The organism is Streptomyces sp. PsTaAH-124, from assembly GCF_000373685.1.
GTDB lineage: Bacteria > Actinomycetota > Actinomycetes > Streptomycetales > Streptomycetaceae > Streptomyces > Streptomyces andamanensis.
The window spans coordinates 55667-74912 of the sequence record NZ_KB892157.1; the positions used below are offsets into that span (position 1 = coordinate 55667).

Consider the following 19246-nt stretch of genomic DNA (forward strand, 5'->3'; position numbering starts at 1 on the left):
GGGTACCCGGCGGCCATGGACGACGCACAGCGGCAGGAACAGCACCCCGGGCAGGCGCGCGGGCGGCGGCGTGTCGACGGCTCGTACTGGATCGAGACGGCCCCGGGTCCCGAGCGCCCCGCGCTCACCGAGGACCTGGACGTCGACGTGGTCGTGATCGGCGCCGGCATGGCCGGGCTCAGCACGGCGTACGAGCTGACGCGGGCGGGGCTCGGCGTGGCGGTGCTGGAGGCGCGGCGGGTGGCGGCGGGCGTCACCGGGCACACCACGGCCAAGCTGACCGCGCTGCACACCCTGGTCTACGACCGGCTGCGCCGGACCCGCGACGCGCGGGCGGCCGAGCTGTACGCGCGCTCGCAGTCCGAGGCGGTCGAGCGCGCCTGGTCGCTGGTGGACGAGCTGGGCATCGAGTGCGAGTGGGAGACCCGCAGCGCGTACACCTACGTCCGGGACGCGGGCCGGGTGGCCGAGGTGCGCGCCGAGGCGGAGGCGGCCCGGCAGGCCGGTCTTGCGGCGTCGTTCGTGACGGAGACCGGGCTGCCGTTCCCGGTGGCGGGCGCGGTGCGGGTGGCCGGGCAGGCGCAGTTCCATCCGCGCAAGTATCTGCTGGCCCTGACGGCGGACCTGGTGGCGCGCGGCGGACAGGTCTTCGAGAACACCGTCGTCAGTGGCCTGAAGGAGGGCGAGCCGTGCCGGGTGACGACCGCGGGGGGCGCCACGGTGCGGGCCCGGCACGTGGTGGTCGCCACGCACTACCCGGTGTTCGACCGGGCGCTGCTGTTCGCCCGGCTCGCCCCGCGCCGCGAACTGGTCGTGGCCGGACCGGTCGACGCCGCCGAGGACCCGGACGGCATGTACATCACCCCGGAAGAGAACACCCGTTCGGTGCGCACGGCGCCGTACGGCACGGACGCGCAGCGCCTCCTCGTGGTCACCGGCGAGCACTTCACCCCGGGCACCGGCGACAGCCGGGCACGCCTCGACCGGCTGACGGCCTGGGCGGGCGAGCACTTCCCCGGCGCCGCGCTCGCGCACTCCTGGGCGGCCCAGGACACCGACCCGACCGACACCGTGGCGATGGTCGGCCCACTGCACCAGGCGGCCCGCAACACCTACGTGGCCACCGGCTTCGGCGGCTGGGGACTGAGCGGCGGCATCATGGCGGGCGGACTGCTCACGGCACTGATCACCGGCCGGGACTGCCCGTGGCGCGAACTGTACGACCCGCGCAGGCTGCGGACCGCCGTCCGGGAGGCGCCCGCCCTCCTGAGGAACCAGGCCGAGGTCGCCCGGCACTTCGTCGGCGACCGGCTGCGCCCCTCCCCGCCCGTCGAGGCGATCGCACCGGGCGAGGGCGCCGTGGTCCGGTCCGGCCTCGACCACCTCGCGGTGTACCGCGACGACGAGGGAAGCACGCACACACTGTCCGCCCGCTGCACCCACCTGGGCTGCCTGGTCGCCTTCGACTCCGCCGAGCGCGCCTGGGAGTGCCCCTGCCACGGCTCGCGCTTCGACACCGAGGGCAGGGTGCTCCAGGGCCCGGCGACCGAGCCGCTGGAGCGGCGGGAGCGGTGAGCCACCGCGGCCGGAGCCGCCCCGGGCCGGGAGCCGCCCCGGCCGTGGCGGGCCGCTCGGCGGGTGACCACCGGCCGGGTGACCGCACGGCCCCGCCGCCGTTCATATGACCGGAGGGCGTCCTACTTTCGTCGGGTGATCCCACTTGTACGACGTATCGCCCGTTATGCCGCCGCCGGTGTCCTGAGCACCGCGCTCGCCTCCCTCGCCGCCTGCGGCTCCGCCCAGAGCACCCAGGCCACCCGTGCCGGGCACCCGGACTCCCCCGTCTCCCCCTCGTCCGCGGCCCCCGCGAAGCCCTCGCCCACCACGCCGTCCAAGCCGCCCCGGCTCACCCCCGGGCCCGGCGGACTGACGCCCGTGTTCACGCACGGCCCCCGGGACAAGGGCAAGACCGTCGCCTTCACCTTCGACGCCGACATGACCGCCGACGAGGGGCGGCGCGCGGCCTCCGGCGAGCACTTCGACAACCCGGAGCTGATCGCCGCGCTGCGCGCCCTCAAGGTGCCCGCCACCGTGTTCATGACCGGCAAGTGGGCGGAGACGTATCCCGACCAGGCCCGTTCCATCGGCACGGACCCCCTGTTCGAACTCGCCAACCACTCCTACAGTCACTACGCGTTCACGGGCGACTGCTACGGCCTGCCGACCGTCACCGCCGACCAGGTCCGCCCCGACGTGGAACGCGCGTACACGGCCTTCGCCAAGGCGGGCGTCCCGCACCCGATGCCCTACCTCCGCTTCCCCGGCGGCTGCTACGACTCCCAGGTGCTGCGCACGCTCGCGCCCCTCGGCGTCACCGCCGTGCAGTGGGACGTGGTGAGCGGCGACGCGTTCGCCACCGACGCGGACGCCGTGGTCCGGCAGGTGCTCGACGGGGTGAAGCCCGGCTCGGTCGTGGTCATGCACTGCACGCGCAGCGCCGCCCCCACCACCGAGCGCGTGGTCCGCGCGGTCGTACCGGAGCTGCGCAAGCAGGGCTACCGCTTCGTGAAGGTGTCCGAGATGATCGGGGCCTCGGCGGGCCGCACCTGAGGCGTCCTACGCTGGAACCATGAGCGTGGACCACGGGAACGACACCAGCGGCGCAAGCGGCGGCGGCACGGCCGGCGAGGACGGCGGCACCGGGTACTGCGTGACCGACGCGCCCCGGCCGCCCAGGGCCGACGGGCCGCCGTACGCGGAGTGCGTGCTGTGCCGGGAACCGACCGAGTACCCGGAGTCGTACAAGGGGATCACCCTCTGCCCCGTCTGCGAGTGGCAGGAGGCGCAGCGCACGGCCTGCTCGGGCTGACCCCCACCGCTGCGGCGGTCCCCTCCACCGGGTTCCCCGGGCGCCTGCCGCGGTTGGCACACTGGGGGCGTGACGTATGAGACCTCCGTTCCCGAGAGCCCGTTCCGTGCCGAGCCCAGCGCCCGGGACGAGGCGCCGCAGTTCGTGCTGCCGCTGGTCGTCCGGATCGAGCGGGCCGCTCCCCCGGCCCGTACCGACGCGCTGGAGACGGCGGCCCGCGCGGTGCTGGTGCTGCTGAGCGACGAGCGCGCCCTCGGTGACGGCGCCTGGGCCCAGGCGGTGCGGGACTGGCAGGACGCCCGGATCCGCAAGGTGGTGCGGCGGGCGCGCGGCGCGGAGTGGCGGCGGGCCGGGGCGCTGGACGGCGTCACGGTCACCGGAGCCGCCGCCGAGGTACGGGTCTTCCCGCCCGTGCCGCTGGACGGCTGGCCCAAGGACCTGGCGAAGCTCCAGGTCTCCGGCACCGACCTCGACGACCCGGAGCCGCCCGCCCGGCCCGCGCCCGGCACACCGGTCCTGTGGTTCAACCCGGGCCTGGAGATGTCCGCGGGCAAGGCGATGGCCCAGGCCGGGCACGGCGCCCAGCTCGCCTGGTGGGAGCTGGCCGACGAGCGGCGCGCGGCCTGGCGGGACGCCGGCTTCCCGCTCGCCGTGCGCACCGCCGAACCCGGCCAGTGGCGCGAACTGGTGGACAGCGGGCTGCCGTTGGTGCGGGACGCGGGCTTCACGGAGATCGCGCCCGGGTCCTGCACGGTGGTCGCCGACCATCCGGCGCTGCGGTAGGCGCGGCCGGGTCCGGACCCGGCGCGGCCCGCGGTCCGGCCGCCTCGTGCACGGAGGCGGCCGGACCGCGGGCCGGTGGGGCGTCAGGTCCTAGGAGGGGCTGTTGTAGCGCTCGATCAGGTGGGCGCGGGCGAAGGTCCAGTTGCCCTTGGCCGCCGACCAGCTGCCGGCCGGGGCGTTGAGGGTGCCGTCGGCCTTCGCGGTCCAGGTGATGGTCTTCACGCTGCCGTCGGAGTAGCCGTAGAAGGTGGCGAGGTCGTCGCGGCCGTCACCGTTGTAGTCACCGGTCACGAGCTGCATGTTCTCGCGGTAGTAGTTGCCGGCCGGGACGGTCCACAGCTCGGTGCGGTTGCCGAACACCCCGTTCGGGCCGCTGGGGGTGAACCCGATCAGCGTGTCGTGGCCGTCCGCGTAGTCGTACCAGGCGGCGACGTTGTCCCGGCCGTCGCCGTCGAAGTCGCCGGAGACGAGGGTCGCGCGGGCGAACTCCCAGCCGGTGGGCGAGTTCCAGCCGGCCACCGGCTCACCGAACCCGCCGTCGGGCCTGGCGGGGAAGGTGAAGAGCTTGACCTCGCCGGTGGCGTAGCCGTAGAGCACGGCGAGGTCGTCGCGGCCGTCGCCGTTGTAGTCACCGGTGGTGAACTTCATGTGGGTGACCTCCCAGCCGCCGCTGGCGCGGTCGAAGGAGGTGAAGGGGCCGGCGAAGCCGCCGTCGGGCCGGGCGAGGAAGGTGTGCAGCGTGTCGTGGCCGTCGGCGTAGTCGTACCAGACGGAGACGTCGTCGCGGCCGTCGCCGTTGAAGTCGCCCGCGTTCACGGTCATCCGCGAGAACGTCCAGCCGGTGGGGGCGCTCCAGGAGCGCTGCGGGCCAGAGAAGGTGCCGTCGCCCTTGCCGAGCCAGGTGATCAGGGCGACCTCGCCCGTGGAGTAGCCGTAGAAGGTGGCCACGTCCGCGATGCCGTCGCCGTTGAAGTCGCCGGTGAAGCGCTTCATGTTCGAGGCGGTGTAGTTGCCGGCCGGGGTCGACCAGGCCTCGGCCGGGGCGCCGAAGCCGCCGTCCGCCTTCGCCGGGAAGGTGTGCACCGTGTCGTGGCCGTCGGCGTAGTCGTACCAGGAGGCCAGGTCGCTGCGGCCGTCGCCGTTGTAGTCGTGGCGGACGGTCGTGCCCGCGGCCCACTGTGACTCGCCCTTGGCGTTGCGCAGGACGAGGTTGCCGCGGTCCTGGAGGACGACCGAGCCGCCGGCGGCGCTGGTTCCGGTCCGCCACAGCACGGTGGTCCCGTCGCTGTCGACCACGGCCAGGTCGCCGCCTTCGTCCAGCCGGGCGCGGGCGCCGGGGTGACCGGCCGTCTTCGTCGACCAGCGGGTCTGGCCCGAGCCGGAGACGACGACCAGGTCGCCGTCCTCCTGCATGGTCAGCCGGGCCGAGGCGGAGGTCAGGGTGTCCCCGGGCAGGAGCACGCCGCCGGCCGCGAGGACGTTGCCGCGGGCCACGTCGTCCAGCCGGGTGGAGACGGCGCCGTTGCGGGTCTCGGCCGGGTCGGCGCCGAAGCAACCGCCCTGCCAGGACTGGCTGCTGACGGCGACCAGTTCCCAGGCCCCGTTCTTCTGGCGCACCACGGGCCCGCCCGCGTCACCCGCGCAGACGGCGTCCGCCGCGGACTTGCCGTGCAGCGCGAGGGTGCCCGCGTCCACCGCGTCGACGGTGAAGGTCGCGGTGTGCAGCTTGAGCGGGGCCCACTCGTCCTTGGTCCGGCCGAATCCGGCCGCCGTCAGCTCGTCACCCGCGGCGGGCGGGGTGGTGGCGAGCGGGACGGGCGTGATGCCGGTGGCCGGCGAGGCCAGCCGTGCGAGAACCAGGTCGCGGTCGGCGCGCGGCACCAGCTCGACGACCTCGCGGACCTGACCCGCGGTGGTCGTCAGGTCGGTACGGCCGATGGTGGCCGTCGTCCTCAGCTTCGGCTTGCCCGCGGGCACCTGTGCGGCGCCGTCCTCGGCGAAGCAGTGCGCGGACGCGGCCAGCCACTGCGGGGCCACCAGCGCGGCCGAGCAGGCGCGCTGTCCGTCGCCGATGTCCAGGCGGGCGGTGAAGGCGAGCCCGTTGTCCGTGACGGCGGGGCCGGTGACGGCGTACGCCCCCGACACGGTCAAGCAGCCGGCCGCGAGGGCGGTGGCGGCCAGCAGGCCGGCCCCGCGCGCGGCGCGCGAGCGGTGGGCGGCCATCGGGCGGTACTCACTCCTGTCGAAAAGTGATCGGGATATGGAAAGTCTTCGATTCACAATCCACTCATCTCGGTCGTCCGTTTTCACGGCCAGCGTCCCCCATGCCGAACGCCGTCGGCCGAGCATATCCCTTCATGATCCCGAGAAAACGGCTCGACTTTACGTTTAATTTTCCCATGACCAGGATGGGAAGGAGCGACCCTTGCGGCACGTTCGGGAACGTTGGGCGATACGCGTCGATTATCCGGACACCCGCGTCCCGATGCTGGTCACGCGTGTGTGAAGTGTGTTGACCCTCGGCGAGGTTGTGACTATCTTGTGGCGGGACTATGACTGCACCACCGCCCGCCATCCATGCAGAAACGGTACGGCGGAATGCCCGCAATTCTGTGGCGTTCCCCATTCCAGAGCGGCCGGGCAATTCCGGAACAACGTGTTTCGCTTTCCTTTCACGGAAGGTGCGGGGGCACAGGAAATTCCTCGTGTGCGGAGCCCGTGGTCGCACCGCGGCACAATGCGGATCTCCGCTCGCCCCGCCCGGCGGCGAGGGCACCCGAACCTCAAATGTTGCTCTGAGGAAGCCTCCCGCGCGGTTCACCGCCGCCCGGCGGGGCCATACCCCTCGGGTGCGCCGCGCGCGGACGTCCGGTACGCGGGGCGAGGGGACGCGGGGACGCGGGGGCGAGGGACGAGGAACAAGGGGGACGAGGAACTCATGGAGCGACTGGGGACGGGTATCGGATGGCGCCCGGAGATCGCGGACGCCGTGGAGCGCATGCCGGGCCTCGACTGGGTCGAGGCCGTGGCCGAGAACGTGTGCCCGGACCATCTGCCCGCGTCGCTGCGGCGGCTGCGCGAGCGCGGGGTGACCGTGGTGCCGCACGGCGTCTCGCTCGGGCTCGGCGGCGGTGAACGCCCCGACGAGGGGCGGCTGAAGGCGCTCGCCGAGCGGGCCCAGGCCCTCGGCTCGCCGCTGGTGACCGAGCACATCGCCTTCGTCCGGGCGGGCGGCCCGCTGACCGCGTCGGACCGGATCGAGGCGGGCCATCTGCTGCCCGTGCCGCGCACCCGCGACGCCCTCGACGTGCTGTGCGAGAACATCCGTATCGCGCAGGACGCGCTGCCCGTGCCGCTCGCCGTGGAGAACATCGCCGCGCTGCTGGCCTGGCCCGGCGAGGAGCTGACCGAGGGGCAGTTCCTGTACGAGCTGGCGGACCGCACCGGCGTGGGGCTGCTGATCGACGTGGCCAATCTGCACACCAACCACGTCAACCAGGGCGAGGACCCGGCCGAGGCGCTGTCCGAACTGCCGCTGGAGGCGCTCGCGTACGTCCATGTGGCGGGCGGCTTCGAACGCGACGGTGTCTGGCACGACAGCCACGCCCACCCGGTCCCCCGGCCGGTGCTCGACATCCTGGCCGACCTCGCCTCGCGCGTCGCCCCGCCGGGGGTCCTGCTGGAACGCGACGAGAACTTCCCGGCACCGGAGGTCCTGAAGGGGGAACTGGACGCCATCGCGGAGGCGGTGGAACGCGGGCACACGGCGGGTGAGCGCGGGCACGCGGCGGGTACGGGACGGTCGCGCGGTACCGCCACCGCCACCCGGACTGCCACCACCGTCCGGACCGGCACCGCCACCGTCCCGGGGCCCCGCTCCGGCTGCTCCGCCCCGGACGCCGCTTCCGCTTCCGCCGCCGCTTCCGCTGCCGGTTCCGAGCCCGTCCGGCAGCGGCTGGCGCTCGCGCAGACCGCGCTGCTGTCGGCGCTGGTGGCGGGGACGCCCGCGCCGGAGGGGTTCGACCGGGCGCGGCTCAGGGTCCAGGCGCGGGCGCTCGCCTCGAAGCGGGCGGGTGTCGTGGCCAAGGTGGCACCGGAGCTTCCGGTCATCCTCGGGGACGGGTACCGGACCGCCTTCCTCGCCTACGCGCAGCGGCACCCGATGCGCGGCGGCTACCGGCTGGACGCGATGGCGTTCACGGAGTCCCTGCTGCTGGCCGGGCGGCCCGAGGACCCCGCGGCCCGCCGGAAGCTGCACCACTGGTGGCGGGAGCGCTCGGGGCCCGCGCCGAGGTCGCGCAGGCCGGCGGTCCGGGTGGCACGGGCGGCCCGCCGGATGCTGCTGCGCGGCGCCGGGAGGGCTTCACACACCGAGCACGCCTCGTCCGCGATGTGAAAAGGCGATGGATTTTCCCAGGTCACTGGCATAGAAACAGGTCATGCTCTGGGTTCTCCTTCTGCTCCCGGCCTGGGTCGTCGCCGGTGTGGCCTGTACGCGGCTGTGTCTGGCCGCCGTTCGCGCGGCGGCCGAGGAGACCCGGGACCCGGTGGTGGACCGGCACCACGATCTCACGCTGTACGAGGCCGCGTTCCTGTCCGGCGGTCCTGCCCGGGTCGCCGACGTCACGCTGGTCGCCATGGCGCGCGAGCGCAGGCTGCTGCTCGCGCACACCGGCTGGGCCACCGTCGTCGACCCGTGCGGACGGGACGAGATGGAACGGTCCGTCATAGGGGCCATCGGCCCCGAGGGGCAGTCCCGGATCGCTCCGGTACGGTCCGCCGCGGCCGCCGCCGATCCCGTGCGCGGGCTCGCCGAGCGGCTGGTGGGCGCCGGGCTCGCCGTACCGGAGGACGCGCCGGGCACGGCCGTGGCGGCCGGGACGCGCGGGGTGCGGACGGCCGCGCTCGCGGTGACCGCGCTGGGGGTGGCCGCACTGCTGCTGCCGGTCCCGACCGGGATGCCGCGCCCGCTGATCGCCCTGTGGTTCGCGCTCCCGCTGGCGCTCACCGTGGGCTGCCTCGCCATCGCCCGGTTCGAGATCCACCCGTCCGCGCGCTGGGCGTCCCCGGCGGGGCAGCATCTGCTCGGCGCCCTGGTCCGGCGCGCGCACCGCACCGGCGACGAACGCGCCTACCTGGCCTCCGTGGCCGTACGGGGCATCCGCGCGATCGGCGAACCGGAACTGCGCGCGGCCTTCGCCCACCGCGACCAGCCCTATCGGGAGTGACCGGCCGGCCCGACCAGGAGTGACCGCCCGGCCCGACCGGGAGCGACCGGCCCGGCGGGAGCGACACCTCCCGGTGTCCGCACGCGCGGGCGCGCACTCCGCGTGCTCCGCGTGCTACACGGGCCGCGCGCCGGGGCGTGCGGCACGCGGCAGGGGCGCATCGGGCGCACCCGCGGCGACACCGGCCACCGGTGCTTGCCTTCGCGCGCGAGTGGCCGAAGCATCCCTTGGTGCCGCCGTGCGCCGAAGGGATACGCCGATGAGAGCCGCCGCCGTCCACACGGTCGCCGCGTCCTTGGTCCTGACCGCCCTGGCCGCCGCCCCCTCGGGCGGCGCGCCCCGGGCGCCCGGGGACCCCGGTGTGCACGCGGTGCCCGAAGTGCCCGGCGGGGCGGCCGAGTTGCGGGGCACGGCCGTGGCCGCCGCGCGCGCCCGGGTGGCGGGCATCGGCTTCGGCGCCTGTCCGGGCGGGCGGGACATGCCCGCCGTCATGGAGTGCGGCACCGTCTCCGTGCCGCTCGACTACGCCCGCCCCGACGGCCCGCAGATCCGCCTCACCGTCAGCCGGGCGCGGGCCACCGGCCGGGACCCGGCCGCCGCCGGGCGGGTGCCGCGGCAGGGCGCCCTCGTCTTCAACCCCGGCGGGCCGGGCGGCGACGGCATGTCGTTCCCGCTGATCGGGCTGCTGCCCGAGTGGAAGCGGGTCGCGGCCGCCTACGACCTCGTCGGCTACGCCCCGCGCGGGGTGGGCCGCTCGGCTCCGCTGTCCTGCGAGGACCCGAAGAGCTTCTTCAAGGGGCCGGACCCGGCGCCGACGCACCCCTCGGCGGCGTACAAGCGCCGCCGCGTGGCCGAGGCCAGGGCCTACGCCCAGGGGTGCGCCCGGCGCACGGGCGCCGCCCTGCGCTTCTACACCTCCCTCGCCAACACCCGCGACCTGGAGGTGCTGCGGGCCGCGCTCGGCGAGGACCGGCTGACCTTCATGGGCGCCTCCTACGGCACCTATCTGGGCGCGCTGTACGCGACGCTGTTCCCGGCGCATGTGCGGCGGATGGTCCTCGACTCGGCGGTGGACCCTGACCCGTCCCGGATCTGGTACCGCGACAACCTCGACCAGTCGGCCGCGTTCGAGACCCGCTGGGCGGACTTCCGGCGCTGGGTGGCCCGGCACGACGACGTGTACGGCCTCGGCCGCAGCGCGCGGGCGGTGCGCACGGCCTACGAGCGGGCGCGCACCCGGCTGGCCGCGCGCCCGGCGGGCGGCACGGTGGGACCGGCGCAGTTGCAGGGCGCCCTGCTGAACGCGGGCTACTACGACGACTTCTGGCCGGGGGCCGCCGAGGCGCTCTCGGCCTATCTGAAGGGCGACGAGAAGCCGCTGGTCGCGCTGGCCGCGCCGTACCGGGCGGGGGCCGCCGAGGCGGAGAACAGCACCGCCGTGTACACGGCCGTGGAGTGCAACGACGCGCCCTGGCCGGGCGACTTCCGGGTCTGGGACCGGGACAACACGCGGCTCGCGCGGGTGGCGCCCTTCGAGACCTGGGGCAATGTGTGGGCGAATCTGCCGTGCGCCTACTGGCCGGTGCCCCGGCAGCGGCCGCTGGACGTGCGGACCGTGCCGGGCACGCTGCCGCCCACGCTGGTCCTGGCCGCCGAACGGGACGCGGCCACTCCGTACGCGGGCGCGCTGGAACTGCGGCGGCGGCTGGCCGGTTCCGTGCTGGTGACCGAGCGGGGCGCGGGCACGCACGGCATCGCGTACGGCCCGAACCGGTGCGTCGACGCGCGCGTGGACGCGTATCTCCTGGAAGGGCGGCTGCCGGACCGGGACGCGGAGTGCGCCGCGCGGCCCGAGCCGCTGCCGGGCCGGCCGACCTTCCAGGAGAACCGGGCGCGCGAGCTGCGGGACGCCCTGGGGCGGAAGGACGACCGGCGTCCGGCCGGGACCTGACCGGGAGCGGTCAGGCGAGCCCGGCGACCAGGTCCGCCACGTCCTTGCGGCGCCCGGTGAAGAACGGCACCTCCTCGCGCACGTGCCTGCGAGCCTCCGAGCCGCGCAGGTGGCGCATGAGGTCGACGATGCGGTGCAGTTCGTCGGCCTCGAAGGCGAGGATCCACTCGTAGTCGCCCAGGGAGAAGGACGCGACGGTGTTCGCCCGGACGTCCGGGTAGCCGCGGGCCATCTTGCCGTGGTCGGCGAGCATCCGGCGGCGGTCCTCGTCGGGCAGCAGGTACCAGTCGTAGGAGCGGACGAACGGGTAGACGCTGACGTAGTCGCGCGCCGTCTCGTCGGCGAGGAACGCCGGGATGTGCGAGCGGTTGAACTCGGCGGGCCGGTGCAGCGCCATGTTCGACCACACCGGCTCCAGCGCGCGCCCGAGCCGGGTGCGGCGGAAGCGGCTGTACGCCTCCTGGAGCAGGTCGCTGGTCTCGGCGTGCCACCAGATCAGGATGTCGGCGTCGGCGCGCATCCCGGACAGGTCGTAGGTGCCGCGGACCGTCACGTCCTTCGCGGCGAGCTGGTCGAACAGCTCCTGGACCTCGTCGGCGTAGCCGGTGCGGTCCTCGGGGAGGACGTCCTTCAGCTTGAAGACGGACCACAGGGTGTAGCGGATGACCTCGTTGAGGTCCTTGGCCAGCTTGCCCTTGTTCGGGATCCGGCCGGCGTCGGTGGTGGAGGCGTCGTCACTCATGGGGCTATTCTCCCGCTCCGCCGTGCGGACTCCGCACCGGGTGGGCGGTGAGTTCCCGCACGGCCGCGAGGCCGCCCGCGAGCCGGTCCACGGCGGCGTCCGCGCTCGCCACGCAGGCGGGGATGCCCACCCCGTCGTAGGCGGCGCCGCACACCGCGAGGCCCGGGAGCCGGGCGACGTGGTCGCGGACCCGGGCCACGCGCGCGTGGTGGCCGACCGGGTACTGGGGCAGTCCGCCGTCCCAGCGGGTGACGCGGGTGCGCAGCGGTACGGCGTCCAGGCCGGTGGCCGCGCGCAGGTCGCGGCGGGAGAGGTCCACCAGGCCGGCGTCGTCGCGGTCCAGGATCTCCGTCTCGCCGTACCGGCCGACCGAGGTGCGCAGCACCAGCACGTCCGGGTCCTCCTCGGCGATCCAGCCCCACTTGCGGGAGGCGAAGGTCGACGCCTTGATGGTGTGTCCGTCGACGGGCGGCACGAGGAAGCCGCTGCCCTCGGGCAGGGCGGCGTCGGCGCGGCGGTAGGCGAGGGTGATCAGGGCCATGGAGGCGTACTCGACGGCCCGCAGCTCGGCCGCCGCGCCCGGGGACTCGGTCTCCAGCAGGGCGGCGGCGGCGGGCGCGGGGGTGGCGACGACGACCGCGTCGGCGTGCAGGACGCGGTCCCCGGCGAGCAGCCGCCAGCCGCCCTCCGGGGTCCTGCGCAGTCCGCTCGCCGGGGTGCCGGTCAGGATCTCGCCGCCACGTGCCCGTACCGAGGCGGCGACCGCGAGCGGCAGCGTGCCGACGCCGCCCTCGATGCCCAGGAAGACCGGGCCGGTGGCCGGGGTCCGCGCCGCGCGGTCCTGGAGGGCGCGGACCGCCTCGGTCAGGGAGGTGTGGGTGCGGGCGGCCTCGAAGAGCTGGGGCACCGCCGAGCGCATCGAGATGCGGTGGGCGTCGCCCGCGTAGACGCCGCCGAGCAGCGGTTCGACCAGGCGGTCGACGACCTCGCGGCCCAGCCGCTCGGCGACGTACGCGCCGACCGCCACGTCGTCGCCGACCTCGGTGCGCGGCAGGTCGGCGTCGCGCTCGATACGGGCCAGGCCCTCGGCGGAGAGGATCCCGGCGAGGGCGGCGGCGGTGCCGGGCACGCCCATCACATGGCCCTTGGGCATCGGGCGCAGGGCGCCGCGGGTCCACAGGGAGGCGGTCGCGGTGGCGGGCGGCCGGAGCCGCTCGGCGAGGCCCACCTCGCGGGCGAGGCCCACGGCCTCGGGCCGCCGGGCCAGCATCGACTCGGCACCCAGGTCGACGCGGACGCCCGCGATCTCGCCGGGCAGCAGCTTGCCGCCGACGCGGTCGGCGGCCTCCAGCACGGTCACCCGCGCGCCGCGCTCCAGCAGCCGGTGCGCGGCGGCCAGCCCCGCGATCCCGCCTCCGACGACGACGACCTGCCGCGTGTCCGTGCCCGTTGCGCTCATGGCCTCCACTCTCTCAGACCCGCCCGGCGCGCCCGCGGGGCCCCGGTGTCCGGGACGAGTCCTGACCGTGACCGCATCGGGACCGCGTACCGGCAACGCATCGGGCGGCCGCCGAGTCGAAGGAGCGTCAGAGGTCACCACGCCCCGGGGGGTACGCGACACATGCGCGCACAGCACCGCGCTCGACGCTCCGTTCGAGCCATATCCGCTTCACCGTCCGTTTCTCCGTCTGCTTCACCGTCCGCTCCACCGGCACCGCGTCCGCCCTTGTCCCGGTCCGCGTCCCGGTCCGCTCCCAGGACGGCTGCCGCCCTGACCGGTGTGCTGCTCGCGGCGGCGCTCGCGGTCACCGGGTGCAGCGAGTCCGGCGGTTCCGACAGCTCCTCCCACAAGGCCGCCGGGAGCGCGGCCCAGCGGGGTGTCCCGGCCACCGGGAACGGCGCCGCCGGGTACGCCGACCGGACCGCCGCGCCCGGCACCGGGGCCACCGCCGCGCCGAAGGCCCCGGCCGCCCAGATCGTCCGCACGGCCTCGCTGACGGTGGAGGTGCGGGACGTGGCGAAGGCCCTCGCCACGGCGCGCGCGGCGGCCCAGGACGCCGGGGGCTATGTGGGGGACGAGAACACCGACCGGGACGCCGAGGGACACGAGCGGACCCGGGTCGTGCTGCGGGTGCCGGTGGACCGCTACGACGCGCTCCTCGCCCGCCTTGGGGGCACCGGGCGGCTCATCGAGCGGTCGGTCAAGGCCGAGGACGTCACCGGCCAGGTCGTGGACGTCGACAGCCGGATCCGGTCGCAGCGCGCCAGCGTGGCCCGGGTCCGCGCGCTCATGGACAAGGCCGGGAGCCTCGGCGACGTCGTCTCCCTGGAGAGCGAACTGAGCCGCCGCGAGGCCGATCTGGAGGCGCTGCTCGCCCAGCAGGCGTCCCTGAAGGACCGTACGAGCCTGGCCACCGTCACCCTGTCGCTGTCCTCGGCGTCCGCTCCGGCGCACGAGAGCGCGGACGACGATCCCGGGTTCCTGGACGCGCTGGCGGGCGGCTGGCACGTGTTCGTGACCGTGGTCCGCTGGCTCGCCCTCGCCCTGGGCGCGGTGCTGCCCTTCGCCGCCGCCGCGGCCCTTCTCACCGTGCTCTGGTTCCGGGTCGTACGCCCGCGCCTGCCCCGCCGTGCCCCCTCCGGAGCGCCGGTGACCGCCCCGGCGGGCCCCGGCCTGCCGGTCCACCCGGCGACCCCGGCGCCTGCCGCCGGTACGGACAACGCCGGTACGGACAACGCCGGTACGGACAACGCCGGTACGGACGGCGGCCGGGAGCGGTGAGCGCGGCCGTCGTAGCGTGTGCGCATGAGCATGAGCGACGGCACGGGCACGGACGGCGGCAGGCGGCGGGAACGGCTGGTCGTGATCGGGGGCGATGCCGCGGGGATGTCCGCGGCATCGCAGGCCCGGCGGCTGCGCGGACCGGACGAGCTGGAGATCGTGGCGTTCGAACGCGGCCACTTCAGCTCGTACTCGGCCTGCGGGATCCCCTACTGGGTGAGCGGTGACGTCGAGGAGCGGGACGAGCTGATCGCGCGCACGCCCGAGGAGCACCGCGCGCGCGGCATCGACCTGCGGATGCGCACCGAGGTCACGGAGATCGACGTGGCCGGGCGCCGGGTCCGCGCGCGGGACGCCGGGTCGGGGGCCGAGTCCTGGACGTCGTACGACAAACTCGTCGTCGCGACCGGGGCCCGGCCGGTGCGCCCGGAGCTGCCCGGCATCGACGCGCCCGGGGTGTACGGCGTGCAGACCCTGGACGACGGCGAGGAACTGCTCGGCGGTCTGGCCCGCACCCGGGGCCGCCGGGCGGTCGTGGTGGGCGCGGGCTACATCGGGGTGGAGATGGCCGAGGCGCTGATCAAGCGCGGCTACGAGGTGACGGTCGTCAACCGGGGTGCGGAGCCGATGGCGACGCTCGACCCGGACATGGGCCGCCTGGTGCGCGAGGCGATGACGGGCCTGGGCGTCACCATGGTGGGCGGCACCGAGGTGACCGGGGTGCTGACCGGGGCGGACGGGCGGGCGCGTGCGGTGGCCACCGGCGACGCCGAGTACCCGGCGGATGTGGTGGTGCTGGGCATCGGGGTGCGGCCCGAGACGTCGCTGGCGCGGGCGGCGGGGCTGCCGCTCGGCGACTACGGCGGGCTGCTCACGGACCGGGCGATGCGGGTGCGCGGGCACGAGGACATCTGGGCGGGCGGTGACTGCGTCGAGGTGCTCGACCTGGTCTCGGGACAGCAGCGGCACGTGCCGCTCGGCACCCACGCCAACAAGCAGGGCCAGGTCATCGGCACCAACGCGGGCGGCGGCTACGCCACCTTCCCGGGCGTGGTCGGGACCGCGGTGAGCAAGGTGTGCGACCTGGAGATCGCCCGGACCGGGCTGCGGGAGCGGGACGCCCGGCGCGTCGGGCTGCGCTTCGAGACGGTCACCGTCGAGTCGACCAGCCGGGCGGGCTACTACCCGGGGGCCTCCCCGATGACCGTGAAGATGCTCGCCGAGCGGCGCACGGGCCGGCTGCTGGGGGTCCAGATCGTGGGCCGGGAGGGCGCGGCCAAGCGGGTCGACGTCGCCGCCGTGGCGCTCACGGCGGGGCTGACCGTGGAGCAGATGACCGCGCTGGACCTCGGCTACGCGCCGCCGTTCTCCCCGGTGTGGGACCCGGTGCTGGTGGCGGCCCGCAAGGCGGCGGCCGCGGTCGGCCGGGCGCGCTGATCCGGCGGGCCGGTTCACCGGGCGCATCCCGGGAAGGACTTCTTCGTGGTCATCCCCGTCCATGACGTCAATCCGGTGCGGCGCACCCCCTGGGTGACGTACGCCCTGATCGTCGCGAACGTCGTCGTGTTCCTGGCCACTCCGGGTGTCACCGGCTCGGTGACCGGGGGCGGCTCGCTGGCGCAGCTGTGCCATCTGGAGGCGTTCACGCAGCACTACGCGCTGGTGCCGCGCGAGCTGATCCACGGCCGGCTGCCGTCGCTGGTGCCGACGGGCGCGACCGGGGTGGGTGTGCAGGGGCCGGGCTGTGTGCTGGGCCCGCCGACGTACCAGAAGTCGCCGGTGCTGTCGGTGCTGACCTCGATGTTCCTGCACGGGAGCTGGCTGCACCTGCTGGGGAACATGCTGTTCCTGTTCATCTTCGGCAACAACGTCGAGGACCGGATGGGCCGCGTCCGCTTCCTGCTGTTCTATGTGGTGTGCGGATACGTGGCCGGGTACGGCTTCGCCCTGCTGGACGCGGATTCCAGCCAGCCGCTGATCGGCGCCTCGGGGGCGATCGCCGGGGTCCTCGGCGCCTATCTGGTGCTCTATCCCCGGGCCCGGGTCTGGGTCCTCGTGCCGTTCCTGATCTTCCTGCCGCTGCGTCTTCCGGCCTGGATCGTGCTGGGATTCTGGTTCCTGCTCCAGGCGTTCTACTCCGCGGGCGAGGGCGTGTCCGACGCGGGCACCGTGGCGTACACCGCCCATGTGTTCGGCTTCGTCGCGGGCATGCTGCTCGCGCTGCCGCTGCGCCCCGGCACCCCGCCCCCGCCGGAGCCGCGCGGTCTGCTGTTCGGCCGCCGGGCCCGGACCGGCTGGTGAGCACCGGCCGGTGAGGGCCGCCGGGGGTACCCCTGACCCCCCGGAGTCCGGCCGGACCTGTTGACGCATTGGTCCAGACCTTCTACGTTGTGGGCGCCCCGATCGAAGGCGGGAGCGCGCCGTGTCCCGGCCCGCCGGCCTGCCTCCCCTCCCGGCACACGCACGCGCACGGTTCACCTCACCCCTGTACCACCCCACCTCAGCAGGGAGAGCCATGTTCCACAGGCGCAGACCACTTTCCGAGAGAGGACCGGACCGCGGGCGAGGACCGCTGTCCGGCATCAGGACGCCGCGCCGGCCCGGCTCAGGGGCCGGACGGCTGCGGCGGCGGATCGCCGCCCTGGGCGCGACCCTGATCCTGCCGCTGGCCGGACTCACCGCGCTCGCCGCGCCCGCCCACGCGGCTGGCACGCTCACCGCGACCTTCTCCTCCCAGGACAACGGCTCCGGCTGGCAGGGCAAGTACGTCGTCCGCAACAGCGGCTCCGCCGCCGCCAGCGGCTGGACCCTGGAGTTCGACCTCCCGGCCGGGGCGACCCTGACCAGCAACTACTACGCCGACGTCACGGTCTCCGGGCAGCATGTGACCGCGAAGAACGCCTACTACAACGGGAACGTCCCGGCCGGCGGCAGCACCGAGCCGTACAGCTACTGGTTCACCGCGACCGGCAAGGCCGCCGCGCCGACCGGCTGCACCATCAACGGCGACAAGTGCGACGGCAGCCCCGACATCCCGCCGACCGCCCCGGGCACCCCCAAGGCGACCGCGGTCACCGCGCACTCGGTGGCGCTGAGCTGGACCGCGGCCCAGCCGGGCGACCACACCGTGGCCTCCTACGACGTGCTGAGCGGCACGAACACCGTGGCCACCGTCACCGGCACCTCGGCGACCGTCACCGGGCTGACCCCGGCGACGAACTACACGTACACCGTGCGGGCCAAGGACACCCGCGGGAACATCGGACCGGCCAGCCAGCCGCTGACCGTCAAGACGGTGGACCCGTCGACCGACCCGACACCGCCGACCGCGCCGGGCAACCTGCGCTCCACCGGCAAGACCTCCTACAGCGTCGGCCTGGCCTGGGACAAGGCCACCGACAACGTGGGCGTGGCCGCCTACGACGTCTACCGCGGCAGCACGCTGGCGAAGTCGGTCGGCGCGGACACCACGACGGCCACCGTGGACGGACTCTCCCCGGCCACCGCCTACACCTTCACCGTCAAGGCCCGCGACACCGCGGACAACCCGTCGCCCGCCTCGAACGCGGTGAAGGTCACCACCGACGACGTGGCCGGGCAGGGCAAGCAGCTCAAGGTGGGCTACTTCGTCCAGTGGGGCATCTACGGCCGCCAGTACTTCGTGAAGAACCTGGACACCTCCGGCGCCGCGGCCAAGCTCGACGTCGTCAACTACGCCTTCGAGAACCTGGATTCGAAGGACCTCACCTGCAAGGCGGGCGTCACCAGGGGCACCACCGCCGACCCGGAGGACCCGGACCAGGGCACCGACGCGGGTGACGCGGACGCCGACTACGCGCGCCCGATGTCCGCCGACCAGTCGGTCGACGGCGTCGCCGACGACGGCTGGGGCAAACTGCGCGGCAACCTCAACCAGTTGAAGAAGCTCAAGGCCAAGTACCCCAAGCTGAAGATCGTCGCGTCGATCGGCGGCTGGACGTACTCGAAGTTCTTCTCCGACGCCGCCGCCACCCAGGCCAGCCGGGAGAAGTTCGTCAAGTCCTGCATCGACGTGTGGATCAAGGGCAACCTGCCCGTCTACAACGGCGCGGGCGGGCCCGGCACCGCGGCCGGCATCTTCGACGGCTTCGACATCGACTGGGAGTGGCCGGGCTCCGAGGGCCACCCGGGCAACCACTACGGCACCCAGGACAAGGACAACCTGACCGCGCTGCTCGCCGAGTTCCGCAAGCAGCTCGACGCGCTCGGCGGCGAGCACAAGCTGCTGACCGCGTTCACCCCGGCCGACCCGGCGAAGATCTCCGCCGGCTGGGACCTGAGCCGGATCTTCGACTCCCTCGACTACGCCGACGTCCAGGGCTACGACTTCCACGGCTCGGGCAGCGACAACTCCTGGGAGCCCAACCGCACCGGTGACGCGTCCAACCTGTACACGGACGCACAGGACCCCTACTCGTTCCACTTCAGCATCGAGAACGCCATCCAGGCGTACCTCGACGCCGGGGTCAACCCGCGCAAGCTGGCCGTGGGCTTCCCGTTCTACGGGCGCGGCTGGCAGGGCGTCACCGACGGCGGCGCGGCCGGTGAGTGGCAGGCCGCGAACGGCGCGGCGCCCGGCCAGTTCGACACCGAGGCCGGGGTGCGCGGCTACAACAACCTGATCGCCAGCTACCCGTCGATGACCGTCCACCACGACGAACAGTCGGTGTCGACGTTCGGCTACACCGGCGCGAACGGCCAGTGGTGGTCCTTCGACGACGCCTGGTCGATCGGGAAGAAGACGGCCTGGATCAAGTCCAAGGGGCTGCTGGGCGGCTTCGTGTGGGAGATGTCCGGTGACACCTCGAACGGTCAGCTGATGACCGCGCTCGACACCGGGCTGAAGTAGCCG

The 19246-nt window shown here is 74.3% G+C and carries 14 protein-coding genes; 11 read left to right on the plus strand and 3 right to left on the minus strand.

The genetic code is table 11. The features are described from left to right. The first annotated feature begins 15 nt into the window (after positions 1 to 15). The 4 genes from B086_RS0100265 (at position 16) to B086_RS0100280 (ending at position 3652) form a co-directional block, all read left to right on the plus strand. A complete protein-coding gene (locus tag B086_RS0100265) occupies positions 16 to 1575 on the plus strand; it encodes an FAD-dependent oxidoreductase (protein WP_018564408.1) in 1560 nt (519 codons plus the stop codon). Between the two features lie 135 nt (positions 1576 to 1710). Further along, positions 1711 to 2610: a polysaccharide deacetylase family protein gene (locus tag B086_RS0100270; protein WP_026251964.1), complete on the plus strand. Its 900-nt coding sequence runs from the start codon at positions 1711 to 1713 to the stop codon at positions 2608 to 2610. A 19-nt stretch (positions 2611 to 2629) separates the two neighbouring features. After that, positions 2630 to 2869 carry a hypothetical protein gene (locus tag B086_RS0100275; protein WP_018564411.1) on the plus strand — a complete coding sequence of 80 codons (240 nt, stop codon included), beginning with the start codon at positions 2630 to 2632 and terminating at the stop codon, positions 2867 to 2869. A gap of 69 nt (positions 2870 to 2938) precedes the next feature. Next, entirely contained in the window at positions 2939 to 3652 is a 714-nt protein-coding gene (locus B086_RS0100280) for an aminoacyl-tRNA hydrolase (RefSeq protein WP_018564412.1), read from the plus strand. Between the two features lie 90 nt (positions 3653 to 3742). Here B086_RS0100280 and B086_RS0100285 read toward each other — a convergent pair whose 3' ends face one another. Further along, positions 3743 to 5875: an FG-GAP-like repeat-containing protein gene (locus B086_RS0100285; RefSeq protein WP_018564413.1), complete on the minus strand. Its 2133-nt coding sequence runs from the start codon at positions 5873 to 5875 to the stop codon at positions 3743 to 3745. 715 nt (positions 5876 to 6590) lie between these two features. Between B086_RS0100285 and B086_RS0100290 the strand changes: the two genes are divergently transcribed. The 3 genes from B086_RS0100290 (at position 6591) to B086_RS0100300 (ending at position 10831) form a co-directional block, all read left to right on the plus strand. After that, a complete protein-coding gene (locus tag B086_RS0100290; protein WP_018564414.1) occupies positions 6591 to 8048 on the plus strand; it encodes a DUF692 domain-containing protein in 1458 nt (485 codons plus the stop codon). Positions 8049 to 8091: 43 nt separating this feature from the next. Further along, on the plus strand, positions 8092 to 8880 hold the full coding sequence (locus B086_RS0100295) for a TIGR04222 domain-containing membrane protein (protein WP_018564415.1): 789 nt from the start codon (positions 8092 to 8094) through the stop codon (positions 8878 to 8880). A 259-nt stretch (positions 8881 to 9139) separates the two neighbouring features. Further along, positions 9140 to 10831 carry an alpha/beta hydrolase gene (locus tag B086_RS0100300; protein ID WP_018564416.1) on the plus strand — a complete coding sequence of 564 codons (1692 nt, stop codon included), beginning with the start codon at positions 9140 to 9142 and terminating at the stop codon, positions 10829 to 10831. Positions 10832 to 10841: 10 nt separating this feature from the next. Here B086_RS0100300 and hemQ read toward each other — a convergent pair whose 3' ends face one another. Further along, positions 10842 to 11573, minus strand: a complete 732-nt coding sequence (gene hemQ, locus B086_RS0100305; RefSeq protein ID WP_018564417.1) for a hydrogen peroxide-dependent heme synthase — start codon at positions 11571 to 11573, stop codon at positions 10842 to 10844. Between the two features lie 4 nt (positions 11574 to 11577). Further along, positions 11578 to 13032 (minus strand): protoporphyrinogen oxidase, encoded by a 1455-nt coding sequence (gene hemG, locus B086_RS0100310; RefSeq protein ID WP_018564418.1) that lies wholly within the window; start codon positions 13030 to 13032, stop codon positions 11578 to 11580. 321 nt (positions 13033 to 13353) lie between these two features. Here hemG and B086_RS38790 point away from each other — a divergent pair, with 321 nt between their 5' ends. The 4 genes from B086_RS38790 (at position 13354) to B086_RS0100330 (ending at position 19243) form a co-directional block, all read left to right on the plus strand. Next, a complete protein-coding gene (locus B086_RS38790; protein WP_018564419.1) occupies positions 13354 to 14355 on the plus strand; it encodes a DUF4349 domain-containing protein in 1002 nt (333 codons plus the stop codon). A gap of 24 nt (positions 14356 to 14379) precedes the next feature. Then, positions 14380 to 15792, plus strand: a complete 1413-nt coding sequence (locus tag B086_RS0100320; protein WP_018564420.1) for an FAD-dependent oxidoreductase — start codon at positions 14380 to 14382, stop codon at positions 15790 to 15792. Positions 15793 to 15837: 45 nt separating this feature from the next. After that, positions 15838 to 16656, plus strand: a complete 819-nt coding sequence (locus tag B086_RS0100325; protein ID WP_018564421.1) for a rhomboid family intramembrane serine protease — start codon at positions 15838 to 15840, stop codon at positions 16654 to 16656. A gap of 214 nt (positions 16657 to 16870) precedes the next feature. Next, positions 16871 to 19243 carry a glycosyl hydrolase family 18 protein gene (locus B086_RS0100330; protein WP_018564422.1) on the plus strand — a complete coding sequence of 791 codons (2373 nt, stop codon included), beginning with the start codon at positions 16871 to 16873 and terminating at the stop codon, positions 19241 to 19243. Positions 19244 to 19246 lie beyond the last annotated feature (3 nt).

Excerpts from the sequence above, each read along its gene's own strand:
- B086_RS0100290 (WP_018564414.1), top strand. The coding sequence starts at position 6,591 with ATGGAGCGACTGGGGACGGGTATCGGATGGCGCCCGGAGATCGCGGAC.
- B086_RS0100320 (WP_018564420.1), top strand. The coding sequence starts at position 14,380 with ATGAGCATGAGCGACGGCACGGGCACGGACGGCGGCAGGCGGCGGGAA.
- B086_RS0100285 (WP_018564413.1), bottom strand. The coding sequence starts at position 5,875 with ATGGCCGCCCACCGCTCGCGCGCCGCGCGCGGGGCCGGCCTGCTGGCC.
- B086_RS0100330 (WP_018564422.1), top strand. The coding sequence starts at position 16,871 with ATGTTCCACAGGCGCAGACCACTTTCCGAGAGAGGACCGGACCGCGGG.
- B086_RS0100275 (WP_018564411.1), top strand. The coding sequence starts at position 2,630 with ATGAGCGTGGACCACGGGAACGACACCAGCGGCGCAAGCGGCGGCGGC.
- hemQ (WP_018564417.1), bottom strand. The coding sequence starts at position 11,573 with ATGAGTGACGACGCCTCCACCACCGACGCCGGCCGGATCCCGAACAAG.
- B086_RS0100300 (WP_018564416.1), top strand. The coding sequence starts at position 9,140 with ATGAGAGCCGCCGCCGTCCACACGGTCGCCGCGTCCTTGGTCCTGACC.
- B086_RS0100265 (WP_018564408.1), top strand. The coding sequence starts at position 16 with ATGGACGACGCACAGCGGCAGGAACAGCACCCCGGGCAGGCGCGCGGG.
- B086_RS0100295 (WP_018564415.1), top strand. The coding sequence starts at position 8,092 with ATGCTCTGGGTTCTCCTTCTGCTCCCGGCCTGGGTCGTCGCCGGTGTG.
- hemG (WP_018564418.1), bottom strand. The coding sequence starts at position 13,032 with ATGAGCGCAACGGGCACGGACACGCGGCAGGTCGTCGTCGTCGGAGGC.